Here is a 22,001-nt window from a genome sequence, read left to right on the forward strand (position 1 = left end):
CGGCCCGACCTCGCCCGATCCGCGCCGCATGATCTTCTCGCTGAGCGCATTCGACGCCCTGCTGACGGACGGCCGTTCGCGCCGCATCGAAGGCTGGCGCCGCGGCGCCGTGGAATTCCTGTGGTTCGGCATCAAGGAAGCGCGGGCGTGCCTGTTCGCCGGGCTGTTTTTCGCGAGCGTCCTGCTGGTGCCGCGCGCGGGCCTGCTGGGCGTGCCCCGCTACGACGTGCTGCTGGTGGCGGCGCTGGCGATCCAGCTGTGGATGATCAAAAGCGGCCTGGAGACGCGCGACGAGTTGATGGCCATCTGCCTGTTCCACGCGCTCGGCTTCGCGCTTGAAGCGTACAAGACGTCCAGCGGCGTGCGGTCGTGGAGCTATCCCGATTTCGCGTACACGAAAGTCGCGGGCGTGCCGCTGTTCTCGGGTTTCATGTACGCGGCCGTGGGCAGCTACATCATCCAGGCATGGCGCCTGCTCGATCTGCGCGTGCGCCATCATCCGCCGTACTGGATGGCGGCGCTCGTGGCGGTGCTGATTTATCTGAATTTTTTCACGCACCACGCGCTGGGCGACGCGCGCTGGTACCTGGCGGCCGTCGCGCTCGGGCTCTACGCGCGCACGACGGTCAGCTTCCGCCCGCTGGACCGCGAGCGGCGCATGCCGTTATTGCTGGGGTTCGTGCTGACCGGATTCTTCATCTGGCTCGCAGAGAACGTCAGCACGTTCTGGGGTTTATGGCGTTATCCGAACCAGCTGGGGGCCTGGTCGGCGGTCCACGTGAGCAAGTGGAGTTCGTGGTCGTTGCTGGTGATTATGACGTTCACCATCGTGGCGAACCTCAAGCACGTCAAAGCGCGGATACATGTACCAGAGTCGTGACCCCGGTCTTGGCCAGCGCCATCGCGACGGGCAAGGCGCACAGCACGATCATGACACCGATACGAACGCGACGGGCGCGCTGCCTTTGTTCCTCAAGCCGGGAAACGCGGAATCCTGCATCTTTGCTCATGGAAGTCCTTTCATTCGATATGAATTAGCCAATCATAATATGGAGCTTGGGAAACCCGCGACACGAATGGATTTCCTGTCGTAACCGATGCCACCGACACAAGCTAAATTGCGTGTGGGTAAAAGATCAGATTACACCCCTTGGCTATGCAAATCTATGAGCCAGATCTAGACAAACGCAAATTCCGCAAAATCGTCTGATTTTTCCCACGGTCGCGACGTCAAGCACACCGTCGCGCCGCCAGGCCCTCCCGACGCACCGGCAGCGCGGGGATGGCGTTACGTGGCGATCACACAACCGCCCAGCAGCGCGGCACGGCACGCGGTTTTCCAGTCTCCCGGCGTCATCGAACATTGCAGGAGGTAAAACTCTTACCGTACCCCGGCGGGCGGGCCGTATTTCTCGCGAATGGTCACGCGGTCAGCTGCGGTCGACGACGAGCGCCAGCTGCCCGTCGCGCACGACGAACTCCGATTCACCGCGCAGCGCCAGCCGGGTCCCGGCCGCGGGACCGCCGGGGACGTCGACCGCGAGCTGGCCGCGCCAGGCGATTGCCGCGACGAGCGTGTCGCCGCGGGGCGCGAGCGCCGTCACGCGCTGCTCACGTTCGGCGAACATCGTCTTCGCCTGTTCGGCCAGCACACGAAAGGCGTCGCGGCCGTCGCTCGACGCCGTCAGCTGGCCGCCCGACCAGTTCTCGAAGCGGACGTCCGGGCTCAAGGTCTCGAGCATGCCGTCGACGTCGAAGGCGTTGTAGGCGGCCACGTAGCGCTCGATCAGGGCCAGGGCTGCGGGGGCGATGGTCTGGTGGGGCATGCGGGTCTCCTTGTCGTGGTTCAGGCGAAGCGCCAGGCGATGGCGGAAGCGTCGTCGGCCGACTTGGCCGCGAGTCCGGCGGCCTCCTTGCCGGCCTCGAAGGCGCGCAATTCGTCGAGCAGCGCATCCAGCCCGCGCGCGCGGCAGGCATCGAGCAGGCTGGCGTCGCCGTGCAGGCCGTACGTGTCGACGAGGCGATATAAACCGTCGCTGAGGAGCAGCAGCAGCGCACCCGGCGGCGCGGCGGCCCGCGCGGTGCGCGCCTGGAACGGGCCGCGCGGATCGAGGCACAGGACGGCCGGCCGGTCCGCCGTGTTCTGTTCGTGGCGGCGCGCGCGCAGCATGGGCAGGAGCCGCGTCCAGCGCTCGGCCGGATCATTGACCCCTTCCGAGACGAGCGCGGCGACGGCCGCCTGGGTCGCCTGTTCCTGCGGATTCTCGAACGGATCGAGATCGCGCACGGCGCCGTCGGGGCACAGCAAGAGGACCTTGCTGTCGCCCAGGCAGAACAGGTCCAGCGCGTGGTTGCCTTCGGCGTCGGGATCGTACACGCGCACCCAGGCGAGCGTCGCGATGGGCCAAGCGTACGGCGGCACGTCCGCGCTGCCGCCGGCGGCGCGGAATGCGGCGCGCGTGTGGTCCAGCGCTTCGAGCACGAGCGCTTCCTGGCTGGCGCCGGCGCGCAGCACGCGGCCCAGGTCCTGCGCGAAGCGGCGCACGAACCACGCCGGATCGCTGGCGCCGGCCGCCACGCAGCGGTCGCCCGTGAGCGGCGTCGCGCCATCCATCAGCACGAGGTCCGTCCAGCCGTCACGCTCATACACGACGGCGAGGTCTTCGTTGATCCGGCCCTTGCCGGCCGAGGACACGAGGCTGTACCGCATGCGTTCTCCAGAAGTGTTGTCGTCGTTACTATAAGCGATCCCGGTGACACACGGATGACGTTGCGTGAGGTGTCGGCTTACAGCAACCGGATCCCCGGCAAGTTCCGCAACGACGTCTCGCGCATCACCTGCACGAAATCCTCCAGGTAGGCGTCGTCGCGGCCCGCGTCCGTTCGCGCCTGGCGCGTGACCGCGTACAAGCGTCCCGTCAGCCCGCTTTGCCCGATACGCTGCTGGGCCACGTAGCCGCGCTGGAGGTAGGTCTGCACCGCCCACAGCGGCAGCGCCGCGAAGCCCCGTCCGCTCGCCACCAGCTGCAGCATCGCCACCGTCAGCTCGGTCGTACGCCGCGGCGGCTCCACGCCCGCCGGACGCAGCACCTGGCGCACGAGGTCGAGCATCTCGTCCGGCACCGGGTACGTGATCAGCGTCTGGCCCGCGAAATCCCGCGCCTCCAGATGATCGCGCTCCAGCAGCGGGTGCCCCAGCGGCAGGATGGCGACGATGTCGAACTCGAACAACGGGTGAACCGCGACGTCGCGCTCGTCGGCGTCGACCTCGGACACGATCGCGACGTCGGCCCGGTCCTGGTGCAGCAGGCCGACGGGGTCGGACTGGAAGCCGGACACGATGTCCTGCTCGACCTCCGGCCAGCGCAGCCGCAGCGCGTCCATCGACGGCATCAGCCAGTCGAAGCACGTATGGCATTCGACGGCGATGCGCAATTTGCCGGCGCCGTGGCCACCGAGACGGGCGATGTCGCGCTCGGCCTTTTCCACGGCCGGGATCACGGCTTCCGCCAGTTCCAGCAGGCGCCGCCCGGCCGGCGTGAACGCGACGGGCGCCGACTTGCGCTCGAACAGCGTCAATCCGTAAAACTCTTCCAGCGCCTTGAGCTGGTGCGACAGCGCGGATTGCGTGACGTTCTGCAGCGCCGCCGCGCGCGACACGCTCCCCGATTCAAGCAGGGCCAGCAGGGTGCGCAGGTGGCGCAGGTCGAGGATCGAGGTCGGCATGAGCGGAATTCATCTGGACAGAAAAATAATTCGTTTGAATTATGCCCCTTGCTCATCGATGATGACAAGACTTATTCATCCAGATTGGGCAACAACATGATCAAAACTCATATTCTCGGTTATCCCCGCATCGGCGCCCGGCGCGAACTGAAATTCGCCCTGGAGCGCCACTGGCGCGGCGAGATCGGCGAGGCGGCCCTGGAAACCGTCGCCGCCGAGCTGCGCGCCCGTCACTGGGCCGAGCAGCGCGCGGCCGGGCTGGACTACGTCAGCGCGGGCGATTTCGCGTTCTACGACCAGGTGCTTGAGCACGTGCTGCTGTTCGGCTGCGCGCCCGCCCGCTTCGGTTTCACCGGCACGGAGACGCCGCTGCAGCAACTGTTCACCCTGGCGCGCGGCGTGGCGACGGAAGCGCATGACGATTGCGGCTGCGGGCACGGGAACGAAATGGCGGGCAAGCCCGCGCTGGAAATGACCAAGTGGTTCGACACGAACTACCACTACCTCGTGCCGGAATTCGACGCCGCCACCCGCTTCGCCCTCGCGCCCGAGCGCCTGCTGGACCAGGTGGCGCAGGCACGCGCGCTGGGCCATCCCGTCAAGGTGACGCTGACCGGGCCCCTGTCCTTCCTGTGGCTCGGCAAGGCGAAGGACGGCATCGACCGCCTTTCGCTGTTGGACACCCTGCTGCCGCATTACTGCGACCTGCTGTGCCGCCTGAAAGCGGCCGGCGCCGAATGGGTGCAGCTGGACGAACCGATCCTCGGCCTCGACCTGCCGGGCGCCTGGTCGCTCGCGTTCGAACGCGCCTACCACCTGCTGCACGGCGCCGGCGTGCCGCTGCTACTGGCCACCTATTTCTCGCCGCTGCAGGAAAATCTCAGCCTCGCGTGCAAGCTGCCGGTCGCGGGCCTGCACGTGGACGGCGTGCGCGCGCCGGAAGAGCTGCGTCCCGTCGCGGACTGGCTGCCGGCGCACAAGGTGCTGTCGGTAGGCATCGTCGACGGCCGCAACATCTGGCGCGCCGATCTCGACGACTGCCTCGCGCGCCTGCAGCCCGTGTTCGAGCGCCGCGCCGGCCACCTGTGGCTCGCGCCATCGTGTTCGCTCCTGCATGTGCCGTTCACGCTGGCGCAGGACGCGGCCCTCGATGCCGAATTGCGCACATGGCTCGCCGGCGCCCGCGAAAAACTGGACGAACTACGCATCCTGAAGCTGGCGCTGGCCGGGCAGGATCCCGCCACGGAACTGGCCGCCGCACGCGCCGCGCTGGCCGCCCGCCGCGCCAGCCCGCGCGTCTCGCGGCCGATTGTGGCCGCCGCGCTGGCCGCCTTGCCGGCCGACGCGGACCGCCGCACCTCCCCGTTCGCGCAGCGCCGGGCCGTGCAGCGCGCCCGCTTCGGCCTGCCCGCCTATCCGACGACGACGATCGGCTCGTTCCCGCAGACCGCGGCGATCCGCGCGGCCCGTGCCGCCTGGCGCCGCGGCGACCTTCCGGACGCCGAGTATGACGCCGCCATGCGCACCGAGATCGCCCATGCCGTGCGCGTGCAGGAAGACCTCGGCCTGGACGTGCTCGTGCACGGGGAGGCGGAGCGCAACGACATGGTCGAGTACTTCGGCGAGCAGCTGGACGGCTTCGCGTTCAGCGCCAACGGCTGGGTGCAGTCGTACGGCTCGCGCTGCGTGAAGCCGCCCGTCCTGTACGGCGACGTGGCCCGCCCCGCAGCGATGACGGTGGCGTGGACGGCGTACGCGCAAAGCCTCACCAGGCGGCCGATGAAGGGCATGCTGACCGGGCCGGTCACGATCCTGCAATGGTCGTTCGTGCGCGACGACCAGCCGCGCGCCCTCACCTGCGCCCAGATCGCACTGGCGATCCGCGCCGAAGTCGCCGACCTGGAACGCGCCGGCATCGGCATCGTGCAGATCGACGAGCCGGCGCTGCGCGAAGGCCTGCCGCTGCGCCGCGCGGCCCGCGACGCGTACTTGGCCTGGGCCGGCCGCGCATTCCGCATCGCCGCGGGCGGCGCCGGGGATGCGACGCAGATCCACACCCATATGTGCTATGCGGAGTTCAACGACATCCTGCCGGCCATCGCCGCGCTGGACGCGGACGTCATCACGATCGAGACGAGCCGCTCGGACATGGAACTGCTCGACGGCTTCGGCGCGTTCGCGTACCCGAACGAGATCGGGCCGGGCGTGTACGACATCCACTCGCCGCGCGTGCCGGCGACGGGCGACATGATGCGCCTGCTGCGCAAGGCGGGCGCCGTCGTCCCGGCCGACCGGCTGTGGGTGAACCCGGACTGCGGCCTTAAGACGCGGGCCTGGGCGGAGACGGAAGCGGCGCTGCGCAATATGGTGGCGGCCGCGCGACAACTGAGGGCCGCGTAGGGTGGGCACCATGCCCACGCGTAACGCCGCGTAGACGCAAACGTCACGCGTGGGCGGAGGGCCGCCCACCCTACGCCGGATGAATGCCGCGCGTCGTGAAATACGCCTCCAGCGTGTCGCGATCGCCCGCGCGGTCCACCAGTGCCACGTAGGTGTCCGGCCGGATGAGGTAGGCCGCGTCGCGCGCGAGGCCGGCCGCCTGGCAGGCGTCGCACCAGTCGTAGCGGTACAGCGCGATGCCGCGCCCGGCGCACCACGCTTCCAACGCCGGCCGCACGTTGCCGTACACGTGCACCTGCCACGCGATCGCCGACAACGGCGCATGGTTGTCCGGGCCGCCGTAGCCCGTCCACGGCAACCGGTCGCCGCCGCGCACGTGCCCCACGTGGCCCGACGACAGCGGACTGTCGGGATAATGGATGCCCATCTGCGACAGTACGCGGAACATGAAGGAACGGACCGGGTCGATGCCGTACGCGGCCGACGCGAACAACGGCGCGATGTGCGTGCGCACGAAGTCGGCGAACCTGCCCTCGGCGACGACGAACGAGAACGCGCGGTCCGTCGTCTCGACCAGCTTGCGGGCGAACGCCTTGCGCTCGGCCTCATAGCTGTCGATCAGGGTGTCCGGCGCGTGGCCCCGCAGCACGTGCGCGAGTTTCCACGCCAGGTTCACGGCATCGCCGATCCCCGTGTTCATGCCCTGGCCGCCGGCCGGACTGTGCACATGGGCCGCGTCGCCCAGGAGCAGTGCGCGGCCGACACGGTAATGGCCCGTGACGCGGTGGTGCACGCGGTAGGTGGAGAACCAGTTGACGCGCTCGATCCTCAAGCCCAGGCTGGAAATGGCGCGCTGGCGCACGTCGTCGAACACGAGTTCGTGCCCTTCCCTGAGCGCCTCGTCGCGCACGGCCCCGATCAGGCGCGCGCTGCCGTGCTGGTCGTACGCGAACAGGGCGGCGAAATCGCCGTCTTCCAGCGACACGTGGATCTCGCCGTTCGCCGACGGCCCGGTCACGTCGACGTCGGCCACATAGAAGGTATGTTCGTACGTGCCGCCTTCGAAGCCGGTGCCCAGTTGGTGCCGCACGATGGAATGGGCGCCGTCGCAGCCGGCCAGCCAGGCGGCCTTGCACGCCGTCTCGCCCGCGGGCCCGCGCAGGCGCGCGACGACGCCGTCGGCGGCCTGCTCGAAGCCGAGCAGTTCGGTATTGCGCTCGACCCGCACGCCCGCCTCTTCCAGCCGGCGCACGAGCACCCGTTCATGGCGGTCCTGCGGATAGATCAGCACGAACGGATACGGCGTCAGCTCGCGCCCCGCGTCGCGGAACGACAGGCGCGCGCGCTTTTCTCCCTTCACCCACATGTTGATGGCCGGGTTGCGCAGGCCACCCGCCACGATCTCGTCCACGAGGTCGAGCTGGCGGTACAGCTCCAGCGTGCGCGCCTGCACGGCCATCGCCCGGGAACTCGTGCCGGGTGCCGCGCTGCGGTCCACGATGCGCACCTTGATCCCCTGGCGCACGAGCCACAGGGCCAGCACGAGGCCGGTCGGTCCCGCGCCCGCGATCAATACTTCGGTCTCGTCCACAATCACCCCCGTATCACAGAGTTGAAGACAGGAAAGCGCCACAGGAACGTGTCACGACATGCGGCGCACGGCAACGATACAGTATGTTACGCGGGTCCCGCTTGAACGCGCTTATCGGGCCCGGTTAGCGCAAGAGAGCCTCGGCCAAATTGACGCAAGCCGGCGCACGGGTTCGCGGGCGAGCCGCGACCGGGCTGGTCCCCGGGCGCACGCGTCATTTGCGCGAAAGTGGGAATAGTGCCACCGGCACTATTCCCACCATATGAAGCAACAGAATTCGGTATATAAATTATCCCGTCGGTCTTCCTGGAGGCTGACTGCGGCGCGCCAGCATGGGTTCCCGCCTGCGCGGGAACGACGTCTGGCACTGCGGGACTTCAGCCGCCCGCCTTCAACCGCGCCGACAGCTTGCGCACGTCGTCCGCCTGGGCGAAGCGCATGTCGCCCGCCAGCAGGCTGTCCAGCTCCTTGCGGGCCCCGTCCTTGTCGCCGCTGGCCGCGAGCGTGGCCGCCAGGTGGTAGCGGATGTCGCGCGCCTTCGGTGCCAGCGCGTGCGCCTCGCGCAGCAAGGTCAAGGCGCGCGCGGCGTCGCCCTTGCCGACGAGGATCCAGGCCAGCGTATCCATCACATCCGGGCGTTTCGGCGCTTGTTTCAGCGCCGCTTCGGCCGTGGCCTGGGCGCGCGCGTCGCCCAGCGCCTGGTAGCTCAGGGCGAGGTTGTTCAGCACAGCCACGTTGTCCGGCTGGCGCCGCGCGACCGCTTCCAGCTGCGCCGCGGCGCGCTTGTAGTCGCCCGCGCCGATCCACGTCTGGGCGCGGTAGGCCTGCGCGCGCAGGTCGTCCGGATGCGCCGCCAGCCATTTGGTCAGGCGCGCTTCCGCGTCCGCCACGCGGCCGGCCTCGCGCAGCGCGTTGTCGATCTTGATCGCGAGTTCGTTCGTCGCATGGAAGCCATAAGCGCGCTCGAACGCGGCCAACGCCGGCACCGGCTGGTGCTTGGCCATCAGGATGTCGCCCTGCAGCTGGAAGCCGGCCGCGCCCTGCGGATGCTGGCGCTGCATGCGGTCGGCGATCATGAGCGCCAGGTCGGGCGACCCCTTGCGCACGTACAGCGCGGCCAGTTCCAGCTGGGCCGACGGGAAGTCGGGCTGGATCGCGAGGACGCTCTTCAGGTCGTCCTCGGCCTGGGTCGTGTTGTTCGACATGAGGCGCAGTGCCGCCACCTGCATCCGCGCGGGGGCGGAGCGCGGCAGCGCCTGCGCCAGCTGCTTGTACGATTCCAGCGCGGCCGGCAGGTCGCCGCCCGCCAGCTGCGCCTTGCCCAGCAGGTCGAGCAGGTCAGGATCTTCCGGATGGCTGACCTGCAGGCGGCGCGCCAGCTCCAGCGCCTTGTCGGTCTGGCGCGTGCGCAGGTATTGCGCGCACAGCTCGACGCCGGGACCGATCGCATGTGGATCGACGGCCGCGGCCTGCTCGAGCCAGTGCGTGACCTGGGCCGCGTCGTGCGTCCGGTCGGCCAGCGCCGCGAGGCCGGCCATGGCGTCGACGCTGGTCTTGTTCCGGCCGAGGAAATCCACCAGGACCTGGCGCGCCTGCGCCGGCTGTCGCGCGTCGAGCGCCAGCTGCGACAGGCCGGCCGCGGCGCGGTAGTAGGCCGGATCGAGCTGCAGCGCGCGCGCGAAGCTGGCGCGGGATGCGTCAAGCTTGCCCTGCGCCGCCAGCACCTGGCCCTTGAGCGCGTGCGCCAGCGGTTTGTCGGGCTGGGCACGTTCCAGCGCCAACGCCGCGTCGAGGGCGGCGTCGCGCCGGCCCAGCCTGAGGTTGGCCTGCACCAGCGCCTCGGTGGCCTCGGGCGCATTCTTGTTCAGCGTGGTCGCGGCCTGCAGCTGACGCACGGCGTCGTCCGTCGCGCCTTCGCCGAGGCGCGACAGGCCCAGTCCCGTGCGCAGCGACGCCGACGTCGCATCGAGCGCCGTGGCGCGGGCGAACAACTCGGCAGCCTGGCCGAAGCGGCGCGCCTGCAGATTGGCGTCGGCGGCCAGGCCGAGCACCTGGGCGTCGGCCTGGCGCGCGTCCAGGATCGGTTCCAGCACCGTGCGCGCCTCGTCCGCGTGGCCCGAGCCGATCAACGCCTGCGCCAGCATCTTGCGCGCGTACACATTGGCGGGATTGCGCTCGAGATAGCGGCGGAAATACTGCTCGCTCTGGTAATACGATCCGAGCCGCAGATTGACGGCGCCGGCCAGCAGCACGCTGGGCATGTGGTCGGGCACCGCCTTCAGCACTTTATACAGCACGTCGCGCGCGGCATCCGGCTTGTCCGTCGAATAATCGAGCAGCGCCTGCGTATAGCCCACCAGCAGGCTGCCCGGCGCCCCCTTCGCAGCGAGGTCCAGTTCCGCCTGCGCCAGATCCATCCGGTGCAGTCCGATCGCCAGATAGGCTTTTTCCACGTGCGCCGTGCGGTGCTGCGGGCTCACGGCCAGCACGCGGTCGTACAACGCCAGCGCGTCGTCCGGGTGCTCGCCGGCGCGCACCAGGTCGGCCTTGAACATCAGCGCGTCGAGATTGCGCGGATCGCGCGCCAGAACCCGGTCCGCGTAACCGTGCGCGACGTCGGCATGGCCCTCGACGATCGCGAGCCGGCCCAGGCCCACGAGCGCCGCCGGATCGTCCGGATGCCGTGCCAGCGCGTGCTCGTAGGCCGCGCGCGCCTCGTCGTTCCTGCCCAGCGCCAGCCAGGCATCGCCGCGCGCGGCGGCAAGCAGCGGCTCGTCCGGTCCGCCCTTCGTGTCCTCCAGCGCTTTCTGATGCTGGCCTTCCATCACGAGTGCCGCCGCCAGCGCCGCCAGGGCGGGACCGCGCGCATAACCGCGGTCCAGCGCCTGCCGGGCTTCCTTTTCCGCCGTGGTGCTGTCGCCCAGGTCGAGATAGGTCCGGGCCAGCAGGTAGCGCGTCTCCGCGCTGGACGGTTCCGCATCCAGCGCATTCTTGAGATTGAAGAGCGCGCCCTTGAAATCCCCCTGGCTCCGCATTTGCACGGCCTGGGCGCGCTGCTGGGCGGCCGTCGGCCGGTCGCAGGCGGCCAGCGAAGTAGCAACGGCGGCAACCACCAGGACGGTACGCAAGACTGCGGAAGATCGAGTCGGCATCGGTGATCTTGTTATAGATTAAACGGCTATTTTCGTGGTGCAAGCCGGGATTAGGCAAGCAAAAACCGCCTCGCATGGCCGCGATACCACGGCGCGACTTTTGGTTGTAAAAAGATCACGCCCTTTATTGATATTAAATAATTTATTTACAAGTTAAGTTTATCTGTGGCATGATCCTGTCTGATACTGGTGAACGTGCGAATATTCGAGGAGAGTCTGTGAAAAAACCGATCAAGCTGGCCGTTGCGGCCGCGTGTGTCCTTGGCATCGGCCAGGTCGGCGCGGCGACGATCCTCGATTCCGGGACGACCGCCTACTACGGCGCGGACAACAAAGGCCCCGCCGACGTCATCGGCGGCAGCACGTACGATATTTCGCAGGCCGCGATCGCGCGCGCCGGCAACGTCCTGACCATCACGATCACCACCGCCTTCGCCGGCAACGCCGGCATGAACGCGTCGTGGGGCAAGGATCCGCTCACGGGCGCGACCGGCAAGGGCATCGGCTACGGCGACGTCTTCCTGTCGGATACGTGGAACGCGGCCGGCGACGCCACGAACCACTACGCCACCGACAGCGCGACCACCGGCACCGTGTGGGATTACGGCTTCTCGCTCAACAACCGCTGGAACAACGGGGGCGGCACGTTCAAGCTGTACGCGCTGAACGGGGCGACCAATGCCCAGAACATTCTCAACTCCGACAGCTACATCAGTTGCGGCATCTCGTGCAACTACCGCGAGAACCAGGAAACGGCGGTCAATACCAAATCGGCCACGGTCAAGGACACCGGACTCGCCGGCACCTGGTCCGTCACCGTCAACAAGACCGTGCCGGCGCAGAGCTACCTCACCTTCAAGATCGACCTGAGCGGCTCCGAACTGCTGGACTACAGCTCGTTCGCGATGCACTGGGGCGAAACCTGCCAGAACGACGTCATCGAAGGATTGGCCAAGGGCGTGCACGTGCCGCTGCCGGGCACCGCCGCACTGCTGTTCCTCGGCCTGGGCGCCTTGGGCGTCGCGCGCCGCCGCCGCGGCCACCCGTCCCTGCCGTCCGCCGCCTGACCCTCCGCCGTCTCAGCCGGCGCTGCCGGCGATCCGGTTGCGCCCGGCCGCCTTGGCGCGGTACAGGCGCGCATCCGCCAGGTCGATCAACGCCCCCGGCGTGTCCTGGCTGCCCGGCACGATCGTCGCGACTCCCATACTGCACGTCACCACCTCGGCCACGTTGGATGCCGCATGCGGCAACGCCGCTCGTGCCAGTTGCTGGGCGCAGCGCCGCGCCACGGCCAGCGCCGCCGCTTCGTCCGTCGCAGGCAGCACCAGCGCGAATTCTTCGCCGCCAAGGCGCGCGCACAGATCGCGGGTGCGCGCCGCCGCGCGATCGAGCACGCGCGCGACCTCCTTCAGGCAGGCGTCGCCCTGGGGATGGCCGTAGCGGTCGTTGTACTGCTTGAAGAAGTCGATGTCCACGATCACGAGCGACAGCGGCTGGGCCAGCGCACGCGCCTTGCCCCATTCGACGTCGAGGATGCGGTCGAACATGCGGCGGTTCGCGACGCCGGTGAGCGCATCGCGGTACGACAGCGCTTCCAGTTCCTTCTGCAGCTGCAGGATCTTGTCCTCGGCGCGTTTGCGCTCGCTGATGTCGAACATGAAGCCGACCAGGCAATCGACGCTGCCGTCGGCATGGCGGATCACGTGCACGACGTCGCGGATCCACACATAGTCGCCGTCGGCCGTCAGTGCGCGGTAGTCCGCCTCGTGGTCGACGCCCTCGAGCGACTGGCTCACGCAGCAGTCGACCGTCTTCTGGCGGTCTTCCGGGTGGATGCGCGTGGCCCAGTCGTCCACCGTCTGCCAGCTGCCCTGGGGCCAGCCCAGCACCCGCTCGATCTGCGGGCCGATATAGGTGAAGCGCGCCGACGCCCAGTCGATCCGCCACGGGATCGCCTGCGTGGATTCGAGCAAGGTGCGGTAGACGCCGGCGTCGTCGTGGTCGGGCTGGAGTGTGCTGGACATCCCGCCATATTAGCGGAACGGCGCGGCCGTGGGCAATCATCCTGGTCTTTGGATCAGTACGCCACCCGCATCTGGGTCACGCTGGAGTATGCGCGGCGCGCGCCGGTGCTGTGCATGGCCGACGACGGCGGCCGCGTCCCGGAACCCGTGCGGCGCGACGGCGCGCGCAACGGACACCGGGGCCTCGTCGGCATGCGCGAACGGGCCGCGCGCACCGGCGCCCGGCTGGACATCGCGAGCGGCCCGCGCGAGGGCACGGCGGTCACGCTCGCCGTGCCGGGCGCGCACGCCTACGGCGCGCACTGAGTCCGCAGATAGTCTTCGAGCCCGGCCACGAGCGCATCGAACGCGATGCGGCAGCGCGGGCTGGCGCGCAGGTCCTCGTGCATCGTGACCCACGTGTCGAGCCGGAACGTGAACGCGTCCGCCAGCACGCGCACGAGTGTCGGCGCGCGGGCCGCGAGCGGTACCTGGCACACGCCGATCCCGGCGCCGGCGCGGATCAGCGCCAGCTGGGCCACGTCGCTGTCGGTGCGCAGCGTGAAGCGGTCGCGCGCATAGGCCGGCAGCCCCTTCGCGGCCTGGCGCACGAACGGCGTGGGCCGGTCGTAGCCGATCAGCGCGTGCGACGCCAAGTCATCCAGCGTGGCGGGCGTGCCGCGCCGTTCGAGATAACCGGGGTGCGCATGAAATCCCAGTTCGATCGCGCCGACGCGGCGCGCCACCAGCTGTTCCTGGCGCGGCGCGGTCATGCGGACGGCGATGTCGGCCTCGCGCTGCAACAGGTCGTGCACGCGGTTCGACAGCACCAGTTCGACCTTCAGCGCCGGATGGGCCGCGGCCAAGCCGGCCACGACGGCCGGCATCACTTCCACGCCCACGACCTCGCTGACGCTGATCCGGACCGTGCCGGCCGCCGCTTCCAAGCCGTCGCGCAGGCCGGAGGCCGCCCGTTCCAGCGCGGCGGCCGTGCTTTCCATCGCTTCCGCGTGCGGGCGCAGCGCGAACGCGGCTTCCGTCGGCAGCAGGCCCGTTTGCGAGCGGGTGAACAGCACGAGCCCGAGCGCCGCCTCCAGCGCCGCCACATGGCGCCCGACCGTGGGCTGCGCGACGCCCAGCGCCCGCGCAGCCCCGGACAGCGAGCCTTCACGCAATACGCCGAGCAAGGCCCGGTACAGTTCCCATTCGATGTCCGACCCCATGGTGTTCTACAAAAATGTATAGCAGTTGGTATATGTGATGCAATTCCATTGAGCCAGACGTGACGTTACGCTGTCAACACTTTCAACACGCGGAGGACGGCATGAACGGATCGAACGAACGGAATACGGCATTGGTACTGGGCGCCAGCGGCGGCATCGGCGGCGAGGTGGCGCGGCGGCTCACGCGGGAAGGCTGGCGCGTGCGCGGCCTCAAGCGTGGCCTGGCCGCGGAAACGGTCGACGCCGACGGCATCGCATGGATGGCCGGCGATGCACTCGAGCGTGCGGACGTGATGCGCGCGGCGCAGGGCTGCGCCGTCATCGTGCACGCGGTGAACCCGCCCGGCTACCGCGACTGGGGCCAGCTCGTGCTGCCCATGCTGGACAACACCATCGCGGCGGCGACCGCCAACAATGCGCTCGTCGTGCTGCCGGGCACCGTGTACAACTACGGGCAGGGGGCATTTCCCGTCATCGCCGAAGACGCGCCCCAGCATCCGGCCACGCGCAAGGGCGGGCTACGCGTGCAAATGGAAGCGGCGCTGGAGGCGCACGCGGCGCGCGGCGGCCGCGTGCTGATCGTGCGCGCCGGCGATTTTTTCGGTCCCCGCGCCGGCAACAACTGGTTCGCGCAAGGCCTCGTCAAACCGGGCAAGCCGGTCGGTCGCATCGCCAACCCGTCCGCTCCCGGCGTCGGCCACCAGTGGGCCTATTTGCCCGACGTGGCCGCGACGATGGTCGCGCTGATCGGACGCCGCGCCGCGCTCGAACCGTTCGCGCGCTTCCACATGGAAGGCCACTGGGATCCGGACGGCACCGTCCTGTGCGACACCATCCGCCGGGTCGTCGCGCGCCGCGGCGGCGCAGCATCCGTCGGCGCGTTCCCGTGGTGGCTCGTGCGGCTGGCGACGCCGTTCAACGAAACGCTGCGCGAGCTGTGGGAAATGCGTTACCTGTGGCGGCAGCCGGTACGCCTGGATAACCGCCGTCTCGTGGACCTGCTGGGCGCGGAACCGCGCACGCCGCTCGATCAAGCCGTCGAGCGCACGCTGGAGGGCCTCGGCTGTGTGCCGGCTACGCGCCCAGCCGCTGCCCCTTCCCGTACATCCGGCACTCGGCCGCCAGCGCCAGCAGATTGGGATCGCGCTCGCGGCTCTTCGAGATGAGCAGGCTGATGGTCTGGTGCGACGCATAGCGCGCATCGAGCGGAATGAGCTGGATCCGCGTGCTGAATTCGGCCACCCGGCCCGGCAGCAGGCTGTAGCCCATGCCGCCGCTCACCAGATTGATGAGCGAGAAAATGTCGGAAACGCGCATGATCGTCTCCGGGGTGAAGCCGGCCTGGCGGAACGCGTGGTCGAAGCTGTCGGACGTGACGAAGCCGCCGCCCAGGGTAATGAATTTTTCCCCTTGCAGGTCGCGCAGGTCGACGTGGGCGCGGCCGGCGTACGGGGAGCCGAGCGGCGCGGCCAGGTGCACCTCGTCCTCGAACAGCGGGACGGCCAACAGCTGCGCATCGTCGATGGGCGCCTGCAGGCCGATGACGATGGCGTCCAGCCGCCCCTCGTCGAGGCCGCGCAGCAATTCCTGGTTCGAGCCCAGCGTCAGGTCGATCTGCAGCTCCGGCCGGCGCAGCTTCACGCCCATCAGCAGTTGCGGGATGCAGCGCAAGGTCAGCGAATACAGCGATCCGATCTTCAGTCGGCCGCCCGCGAATCCGGCCAGTTCGCGCACCTTGCGCACGCCCTCCTCAGTTTCGCTGACGGCGCGCTGCGCGTGCTTGGCAAACGCATAGGCGGCCGGCAGCGGCGCCAGGTTGCGGCCTTCGCGCCGGAACAGCGGGCAGCGCAAGCCCTCTTCGAGCGAGTGCAGCGCACGGTGGACGCTGACCGTACTGCTCCCCAGCTCTTCCGACACGCGCGCCAGGCTGTGCAGCCGCATGAAGGCCAGGAAAACCTCTAGTTTCTTTAAAGTAATCTCTTCATCGATCATCGCGCCGCTCCTGGGCGGAGCATACCTGAATCATTAACCTGAGAGTAAACAATCGCGCGCCGCGTTGATTGAAGGCCACCCGTCTCCTTTCTATGCTGACCCTACCTTCCATACAAAGGAGACAACATGGAAAGCAACACGCCCGCCCCGCGCCAGTGGGACACCCGGCGCCGCGAAAAAGCGCGCCGGATGGCGGCGGCCAGCCACCTGGCCGACGGTCCCGTGCTGGAGCCCGAGCGCATCGTCGAGGCACTGCAGCTGCTGCTGGCCAGCGGCGACCGCATCGTCCTCGAGGGGAATAACCAGAAACAGGCGGACTTCCTCGCCCGCTCGCTCGTGCAGGTCGACCCGGACCGGGTGAATCACCTGCACATGATCATGCCCAGCGTGAGCCTGCCGGAGCACCTCGACCTGTTCGAACGCGGCATCGCCAGCAAACTCGATTTCGCCTACGCCGGCGCGCAAAGCCTGCGCATCTCGCAGTTCCTGCAGGAGGGCACCCTGCAAGTGGGCGCCCTGCACACCTATATCGAGCTGTACGCCCGCCTGTACGTGGACCTGGCGCCGAACGTCGTGATGGTGGCCGGCTACAAGGCCGACCGCCAGGGCAATCTGTACACGGGGCCGAGCACGGAAGACACGCCGGCCCTCGTCGAGGCGGCCGCCTTCCGCGACGGCATCGTGATCGCCCAGGTGAACGAGATCGTCGACGACCCGAAAGACCTGCCTCGCGTGGACATTCCCGGCTCGTGGGTCGATTACGTGGTCCGCTCCGACAAGCCGTTCTACATCGAACCGCTGTTCACGCGCGACCCACGCCTCGTCAAGCCCGTCCACATCCTGATGGGGATGATGGCGATCCGCGGCGTGTACGAGCGCCACAACGTGCAGTCGCTGAACCACGGCATCGGCTTCAACACGGCCGCCATCGAACTGCTGCTGCCGACCTACGGCGAACAGCTCGGCCTGAAAGGCAAGATCTGCCGCAACTGGACCTTGAACCCGCATCCGACCTTGATCCCCGCGATCGAATCGGGCTGGGTCGAGAGCGTGCACTGCTTCGGCGCCGAGCTGGGCATGGAAAAGTACACGGCCGCGCGTCCCGACGTGTTCTTCATCGGCCGCGACGGCTCCATGCGCTCGAACCGCGCGTTCTGCCAGCTCGCGGGCCAGTACGCCGTCGACCTGTTCATCGGCTCGACCTTGCAGATGGATGGCCTGGCCAATTCGTCGACCGTCACCCACGGCCGCCTGACCGGCTTCGGCGGCGCGCCGAACATGGGACACGATCCGCACGGCCGCCGCCACCCGACGCCCGCCTGGCTCGACCTCGTCGAGACCGAAGACCCTCTGGCACGCGGCAAGAAGCTCGTCGTGCAGATGGTCGAGACCTTCCAGGACGGCAGCCAGCCGACCATCGTCGAATCGCTGGACGCCGTCGACGTGGGCAAGGCGTCCGGCATGCCGCTGGCACCCGTGATGATCTACGGCGACGACGTCACCCACGTGCTGACCGAGGAAGGCATCGCCTACCTGTACAAGGCGAAGTCGCTGGAAGAACGGAAAGCCATGCTGGCGGCCGTGGCCGGCGTCACGCCGATCGGCCTCACGCACGACCCGAAGCAGACCGCGCGCATGCGTTCGGAAGGCTTGATCGCGCTGCCGGAAGACATGGGCGTGCGCCGCGCCGACGCCACCCGCTCGCTGCTGGCCGCCAAGAGCATCGCGGAGCTGGTCGACTGGTCCGGCGGCCTGTACGAACCGCCCGCCAAATTCAGGAGCTGGTGATGACGGCGCGCGACCCCATCCTCATCCCCGCCTTTGCCGCACCCGCCCTGGCCCAGGGTGTAGCGACCGAGCTCGCGGATCACGCCGTCGCGGCACTGGTCGACGAAGCGATGTTGACGCCGAAGCCGGGCCTCGTCGACCTGCGCGGCGGCGGCAGCCACCGCGACCTCTCCTGGCCGCTGATGTGCGCGTCGGCGTGCGCGCTGCGGCCGGCGTTCATCCGGATGGCGTTGGCCGGCCTGCTCATCGCCGACGACGACGCACTGCTGCGCCGGCGCATCGGCGCCATCGGCCGCGAAGGCGAAGCGGCGATGATGGCGGTGTCCAAAGGCGTCAACACGCACCGCGGCGCGATCTGGGCCCTCGGCCTGCTCGTTACGGCGGCCGCAGTGGCGCCCGAACGCGACGCCCCGAGCATCGCCGCCCGCGCCGGCCGCCTGGCCCGCATCGCCGACCCCGGCGCGCCTGTGCTGACGGGCCACAAGGGCGAGCGCGCGTGCATCGAGCACGGCGTCGGCGGCGCGCGCGGCCAGGCAGGTGCCGGCTTCCCGCACGTGATCGAGCACGCGCTGCCGATGCTGAAGCTGGCCCGCGCCCGCGGCGACGCCGAACACCTCGCGCGTGTAAACGCCCTGCTGGCCGTGATGGCGACGCTGGACGACACCTGCCTGCTGGCGCGCGGCGGCCGCAAGGCCTTGAGTGCCGCGCAGCAGGGTGCGCGCCGCGTGCTGGCGGCGGGCGGCATCGCCACGCCGAACGGCAGGCGCGCCTTCGACGAACTGGAAGAGCGCCTGCGCCGGCTGCACGTCTCGCCCGGCGGCGCCGCCGACCTGCTGGCGGCCGCGCTGCTGCTGGACCGAATCGAACGAGGAGAGTAAGACAATGGAGAGACTGGACTACACATTCGCCGCCGGCCAACCGGCGCCGGGTCGCACCGTCAGCGGTGTCGTGAGCTCCGGCGACCTGGAAGTGCTGCTGGAGCCGGCCGCCGCCGGCCGCACGACGGTCGCCGTGCAGACATCGGTCGACGGCTATGGCGCGACGTGGAAGGCGTTGCTTACGCGCGTGTTCGGCGCCGGCGACCTGCCCGCGGCGCGCATCGAGATCAACGACAACGGCGCCACGCCCGGCGTCGTGCGCATGCGCATCGAGCAGGCGTACGAGCAGGCGGCCAACAACGGAGGCACACCATGAGTATCGACAGCCTGTTGAAGCGCGACAGCTTCATCGAACGGGGCGCCCGCAGCCGCGCCCAGGCGCTGCTCGACCCGGGCACGTTCCGCGAACTGGCGGGGCCGTTCGAGCGCCTGCACTCGCCGTGGCTCGCGATGCAGAACCTCGTGACGCAGGCCGACGACGGCGTGGTCGTCGCCAAGGGCAAGCTGGCGGGCCGGCCCACCGTCGTGCTCGCGATCGAGGGCGCGTTCCAGGGCGGCAGCATGGGCGAAATCGGCAGCGCCAAGATCGCCGGCGCGCTGGAACTGGCGGTCAGCGACAACGAACGGGGCATCCCGACGCAGGCCGTGATCGTGTTCGAGACGGGCGGCGTGCGCCTGCAGGAAGCGAATCTGGGCCTGGCGGGCATCGCCGAGATCCAGTCCGCCATCGTCGCCCTGCGCCGCCACCGTCCCGTCATCGGCATCAGCGCCGGTACGGTGGGCTGCTACGGCGGCATGTCGATCGCGGCCGGGTTGTGCTCATACTTCGTGATGACGCGCGAGGCGCGCCTGGGCCTCAACGGCCCGCAGGTGATCGAGCAGGAAGCCGGCGTCGCGGAATTCGATGCGCGCCAGCGCGCCCTCATCTGGGGCCTGACGGGCGGCGAGCAGCGCGCGGCCACGCACCTGGCCGACGCCTGCGTGGACGACGACACGGCGGCAATGCGCGATACCGTGATCGCCCTGTTCGCGCAGGGCGTTCCGCTTGTTCCCCGCAGCGACCGGGCGCAAGACTTCCTCACCGGCCTGGAACGGGTCGACACGTCCCGCCAGGCGACGCCGCAGGACGTGCGCCGGATTTATTCGAAAGGACTGGCACAATGAGCCCCCACACCAACCACGCATCGCGCGGCGCCATGTGGCTGCGCCTGCTCACGGGCGGCGCGCATCCCGTCCACGACTGGACCACGGTGCACGCCTGCGACGCCATCCTCGCCGGCCGGCCCGCGCGCTACGTCGCCGTCGTGCCCGACCCCGACAACGCCTTTCCCCGCGCCCGCAACGGCGAAGTGGGTCTCGTCGAAGGCTGGCGGCTGGCGCAAGCCGTGCGCGAGGTCATCGACATGGACCGCGACTCGGCCGCCAAGCGCCCGATTATCGCCGTCATCGACGTGCCGAGCCAGGCCTACGGCCGGCGCGAGGAAGCCTACGGCATCCACCAGGCCTTGGCCGGTGCCGTGGCCGCGTATGCCGATGCGCGCCAGGCGGGCCATCCGGTCATCGGCCTGATCGTCGGCCTCGCGATGTCCGGCGCCTTCCTCGCCCACGGCTACCAGGCCAACCGCCTGATCGCGCTGGACGATCCCGCTGTCGCGGTGCACGCGATGGGCAAGGCGTCCGCCGCGCGCGTCACGCTGCGCTCCGTCGAAGCGCTGGAAAAGCTGGCGGCCAGCGTGCCGCCGATGGCTTACGACATCAAGAGCTTCGCGTCGCTCGGCATCCTGCACGAGGTGCTGCAGTTGACGAACCTCGCGTTGCCGGACGAGCAGGACATCGCCCTCGTCCACGGCGCGCTGGAGGCGGCGCTGGCCGACATCCTGGAAGACCCGCGGCGCGATCTTTCCAGCCGTCTGCGTGGCGAACACCGTGGCGCATCGCGTAAAGTGCGTGCGCTGCTCGCATCGGAATGGGAGGCCGCCGACTGAACACCCGCAGCAGCACCCGGCCGCCAACAATAATACCCACGGCCGGTCCACCTTTTTTTGGACGAAGAGGAGACACACATGATTATCTATGGAACCGCATTGCTGGCTGTTTGCCACCTGCTCGGCATCTTTCTGGGCGACCTGCTTGGGGCATTGCTGGGCGCTAAGACCAATGTCGGCGGGGTCGGCATTGCCATGATCCTGCTGATTTGCGCCCGCCTGTGGCTGCACAAGCGCGGCCTGATGCCCGCGCAGACCGAGATGGGCGTCGGTTTCTGGGGCGCGATGTACATCCCCGTCGTCGTCGCCATGGCTGCGCAGCAGAACGTCGTCTCGGCCTTGCGCGGCGGCCCCGTCGCCCTGCTCGCCGCCTTCGCCTCGGTCCTCGTGTGCGCCGGCTGCGTCTCCCTGATCAACCGCGGCGAGCGCCCGGCCCCGGAATCGGATGCCGACGCAGAAGCCCGCGTCGCCACCCAACGCGCCTGAAGAGGATCATCATGCTCGAACTGCTGGAAAAGACCGCAAAACATAATGGCCTCGTGCTGGCCTTCGCCCTCGTGGGCCTCGTGATGATCGTGTCGATGCAGCTGTCGCGCCGCGTCACGTTCGGCCGCGTGCACGGTTCCGCCATCGCCATCCTCATCGGCCTGGGCCTCGCCTACTGGGGCGGCATCCAGACGGGCGGCCAGAAAGGCCTCGCGGACGTGACGCTGTTCGCCGGCGTCGGCCTGATGGGCGGGGCCATGCTGCGCGACTTCGCCATCGTCGCCACCGCGTTCGAAGTGCAGGTCGTCGAAGCGAAGAAGGCGGGCCTCGTGGGCGTCGTCGCGCTGATGCTCGGCACGGTGCTGCCGTTCATCGTCGGCGCCTGCGTGGCGTGGGCGTTCGGCTACCGCGACGCCGTCAGCATCACGACCATCGGCGCGGGTGCCGTCACCTACATCGTCGGTCCGGTGACGGGCGCCGCGATCGGTGCCAGTTCGGAGGTCATGGCGCTCTCCATCGCCACGGGCCTCGTCAAGGCGATCATGGTGATGGTCGGCACGCCGATGGCCGCGCGTTTCCTGCGCCTGTCCACGCCGCGCTCGGCGATGGTGTTCGGCGGTCTGGCGGGCACCGTCAGCGGCGTCTCGGCGGGCCTGGCCGCCACCGACCGCAGGCTCGTGCCGTACGGCGCCCTCGTCGCGACGTTCCACACGGGCCTCGGCTGCCTCCTCGGGCCGTCGCTGCTGTTCTTCACCACCCGCGCGCTGGTGGGCTGAC

The 22,001-nt window shown here is 69.1% G+C and carries 21 protein-coding genes; 12 read left to right on the forward strand and 9 right to left on the reverse strand.

Annotation, left to right across the window (positions count from 1 at the left end; all coding sequences use genetic code 11):
* Positions 1 to 28: 28 nt before the first annotated feature.
* On the forward strand, positions 29 to 880 hold the full coding sequence (locus tag BVG12_RS05410; RefSeq protein ID WP_083685654.1) for a DUF817 domain-containing protein: 852 nt from the start codon (positions 29 to 31) through the stop codon (positions 878 to 880).
* On the opposite strand, the gene BVG12_RS33865 is transcribed toward BVG12_RS05410, so the two are convergent.
* The 4 genes from BVG12_RS33865 to BVG12_RS05425 form a co-directional block, all read right to left on the reverse strand.
* Positions 849 to 1,010: a hypothetical protein gene (locus BVG12_RS33865; protein WP_156895554.1), complete on the reverse strand. Its 162-nt coding sequence runs from the start codon at positions 1,008 to 1,010 to the stop codon at positions 849 to 851. The two genes, BVG12_RS05410 and BVG12_RS33865, sit on opposite strands and share 32 nt — an antisense overlap.
* A 420-nt stretch (positions 1,011 to 1,430) precedes the next feature.
* Entirely contained in the window at positions 1,431 to 1,826 is a 396-nt protein-coding gene (locus BVG12_RS05415) for a nuclear transport factor 2 family protein (protein WP_075791525.1), read from the reverse strand.
* Between the two features lie 20 nt (positions 1,827 to 1,846).
* On the reverse strand, positions 1,847 to 2,710 hold the full coding sequence (locus tag BVG12_RS05420; protein WP_075791526.1) for a SpoIIE family protein phosphatase: 864 nt from the start codon (positions 2,708 to 2,710) through the stop codon (positions 1,847 to 1,849).
* A 77-nt stretch (positions 2,711 to 2,787) separates the two neighbouring features.
* Complete coding sequence (locus BVG12_RS05425) at positions 2,788 to 3,726, reverse strand: LysR family transcriptional regulator (protein WP_075791527.1); 939 nt, start codon at positions 3,724 to 3,726, stop codon at positions 2,788 to 2,790.
* Positions 3,727 to 3,822: 96 nt separating this feature from the next.
* Here BVG12_RS05425 and metE point away from each other — a divergent pair, with 96 nt between their 5' ends.
* Positions 3,823 to 6,126, forward strand: a complete 2,304-nt coding sequence (gene metE, locus BVG12_RS05430) for a 5-methyltetrahydropteroyltriglutamate--homocysteine S-methyltransferase (protein WP_075796213.1) — start codon at positions 3,823 to 3,825, stop codon at positions 6,124 to 6,126.
* Between the two features lie 70 nt (positions 6,127 to 6,196).
* Here the strand turns inward: metE and BVG12_RS05435 are convergent, their stop codons facing one another.
* Both BVG12_RS05435 and prsT read right to left on the reverse strand, forming a co-directional pair.
* Positions 6,197 to 7,717, reverse strand: a complete 1,521-nt coding sequence (locus BVG12_RS05435; protein ID WP_075796214.1) for an FAD-dependent monooxygenase — start codon at positions 7,715 to 7,717, stop codon at positions 6,197 to 6,199.
* A 377-nt stretch (positions 7,718 to 8,094) separates the two neighbouring features.
* Complete coding sequence (gene prsT / locus BVG12_RS05440; RefSeq protein ID WP_075791528.1) at positions 8,095 to 10,869, reverse strand: XrtA/PEP-CTERM system TPR-repeat protein PrsT; 2,775 nt, start codon at positions 10,867 to 10,869, stop codon at positions 8,095 to 8,097.
* Positions 10,870 to 11,087: 218 nt separating this feature from the next.
* Between prsT and BVG12_RS05445 the strand changes: the two genes are divergently transcribed.
* Positions 11,088 to 11,936 carry a PEP-CTERM sorting domain-containing protein gene (locus BVG12_RS05445; RefSeq protein WP_075791529.1) on the forward strand — a complete coding sequence of 283 codons (849 nt, stop codon included), beginning with the start codon at positions 11,088 to 11,090 and terminating at the stop codon, positions 11,934 to 11,936.
* A 12-nt stretch (positions 11,937 to 11,948) separates the two neighbouring features.
* Here the strand turns inward: BVG12_RS05445 and BVG12_RS05450 are convergent, their stop codons facing one another.
* A complete protein-coding gene (locus BVG12_RS05450) occupies positions 11,949 to 12,893 on the reverse strand; it encodes a sensor domain-containing diguanylate cyclase (RefSeq protein ID WP_075791530.1) in 945 nt (314 codons plus the stop codon).
* Positions 12,894 to 12,941: 48 nt separating this feature from the next.
* On the opposite strand from BVG12_RS05450, the gene BVG12_RS05455 reads away from it, so the two are divergent.
* Complete coding sequence (locus BVG12_RS05455; RefSeq protein ID WP_075791531.1) at positions 12,942 to 13,199, forward strand: ATP-binding protein; 258 nt, start codon at positions 12,942 to 12,944, stop codon at positions 13,197 to 13,199.
* Here BVG12_RS05455 and BVG12_RS05460 read toward each other — a convergent pair.
* Positions 13,184 to 14,095, reverse strand: a complete 912-nt coding sequence (locus BVG12_RS05460; protein ID WP_075791532.1) for a LysR family transcriptional regulator — start codon at positions 14,093 to 14,095, stop codon at positions 13,184 to 13,186. The two genes, BVG12_RS05455 and BVG12_RS05460, sit on opposite strands and share 16 nt — an antisense overlap.
* Positions 14,096 to 14,196: 101 nt before the next feature.
* Here BVG12_RS05460 and BVG12_RS05465 point away from each other — a divergent pair, with 101 nt between their 5' ends.
* Positions 14,197 to 15,261, forward strand: a complete 1,065-nt coding sequence (locus BVG12_RS05465; protein WP_075791533.1) for an NAD-dependent epimerase/dehydratase family protein — start codon at positions 14,197 to 14,199, stop codon at positions 15,259 to 15,261.
* On the opposite strand, the gene BVG12_RS05470 is transcribed toward BVG12_RS05465, so the two are convergent.
* Positions 15,170 to 16,087: a LysR family transcriptional regulator gene (locus tag BVG12_RS05470; RefSeq protein WP_075791534.1), complete on the reverse strand. Its 918-nt coding sequence runs from the start codon at positions 16,085 to 16,087 to the stop codon at positions 15,170 to 15,172. The two genes, BVG12_RS05465 and BVG12_RS05470, sit on opposite strands and share 92 nt — an antisense overlap.
* A gap of 126 nt (positions 16,088 to 16,213) precedes the next feature.
* On the opposite strand from BVG12_RS05470, the gene mdcA reads away from it, so the two are divergent.
* From mdcA to madM, 7 genes are all read left to right on the forward strand, one after another.
* Positions 16,214 to 17,875, forward strand: a complete 1,662-nt coding sequence (gene mdcA, locus BVG12_RS05475; RefSeq protein ID WP_075791535.1) for a malonate decarboxylase subunit alpha — start codon at positions 16,214 to 16,216, stop codon at positions 17,873 to 17,875.
* Complete coding sequence (locus tag BVG12_RS05480) at positions 17,875 to 18,753, forward strand: triphosphoribosyl-dephospho-CoA synthase (RefSeq protein ID WP_075791536.1); 879 nt, start codon at positions 17,875 to 17,877, stop codon at positions 18,751 to 18,753. The genes mdcA and BVG12_RS05480 overlap by 1 nt, the downstream gene beginning before the upstream one ends.
* Positions 18,754 to 18,757: 4 nt before the next feature.
* Positions 18,758 to 19,069, forward strand: coding sequence for a malonate decarboxylase subunit delta (locus BVG12_RS05485; RefSeq protein WP_075791537.1), 312 nt, complete (start codon positions 18,758 to 18,760; stop codon positions 19,067 to 19,069).
* On the forward strand, positions 19,066 to 19,917 hold the full coding sequence (locus BVG12_RS05490; RefSeq protein WP_075791538.1) for a biotin-independent malonate decarboxylase subunit beta: 852 nt from the start codon (positions 19,066 to 19,068) through the stop codon (positions 19,915 to 19,917). The genes BVG12_RS05485 and BVG12_RS05490 overlap by 4 nt, the downstream gene beginning before the upstream one ends.
* Positions 19,914 to 20,738, forward strand: a complete 825-nt coding sequence (gene mdcE, locus BVG12_RS05495) for a biotin-independent malonate decarboxylase subunit gamma (RefSeq protein WP_075791539.1) — start codon at positions 19,914 to 19,916, stop codon at positions 20,736 to 20,738. The genes BVG12_RS05490 and mdcE overlap by 4 nt, the downstream gene beginning before the upstream one ends.
* Positions 20,739 to 20,816: 78 nt before the next feature.
* A complete protein-coding gene (gene madL, locus BVG12_RS05500; RefSeq protein WP_075791540.1) occupies positions 20,817 to 21,224 on the forward strand; it encodes a malonate transporter subunit MadL in 408 nt (135 codons plus the stop codon).
* Positions 21,225 to 21,235: 11 nt separating this feature from the next.
* Positions 21,236 to 22,000, forward strand: coding sequence for a malonate transporter subunit MadM (gene madM / locus BVG12_RS05505; protein WP_075791541.1), 765 nt, complete (start codon positions 21,236 to 21,238; stop codon positions 21,998 to 22,000).
* Position 22,001 lies beyond the last annotated feature (1 nt).

Origin of the sequence: Massilia putida (assembly GCF_001941825.1) — a bacterium.
Taxonomy (GTDB): Bacteria; Pseudomonadota; Gammaproteobacteria; order Burkholderiales; family Burkholderiaceae_D; genus Telluria; species Telluria putida.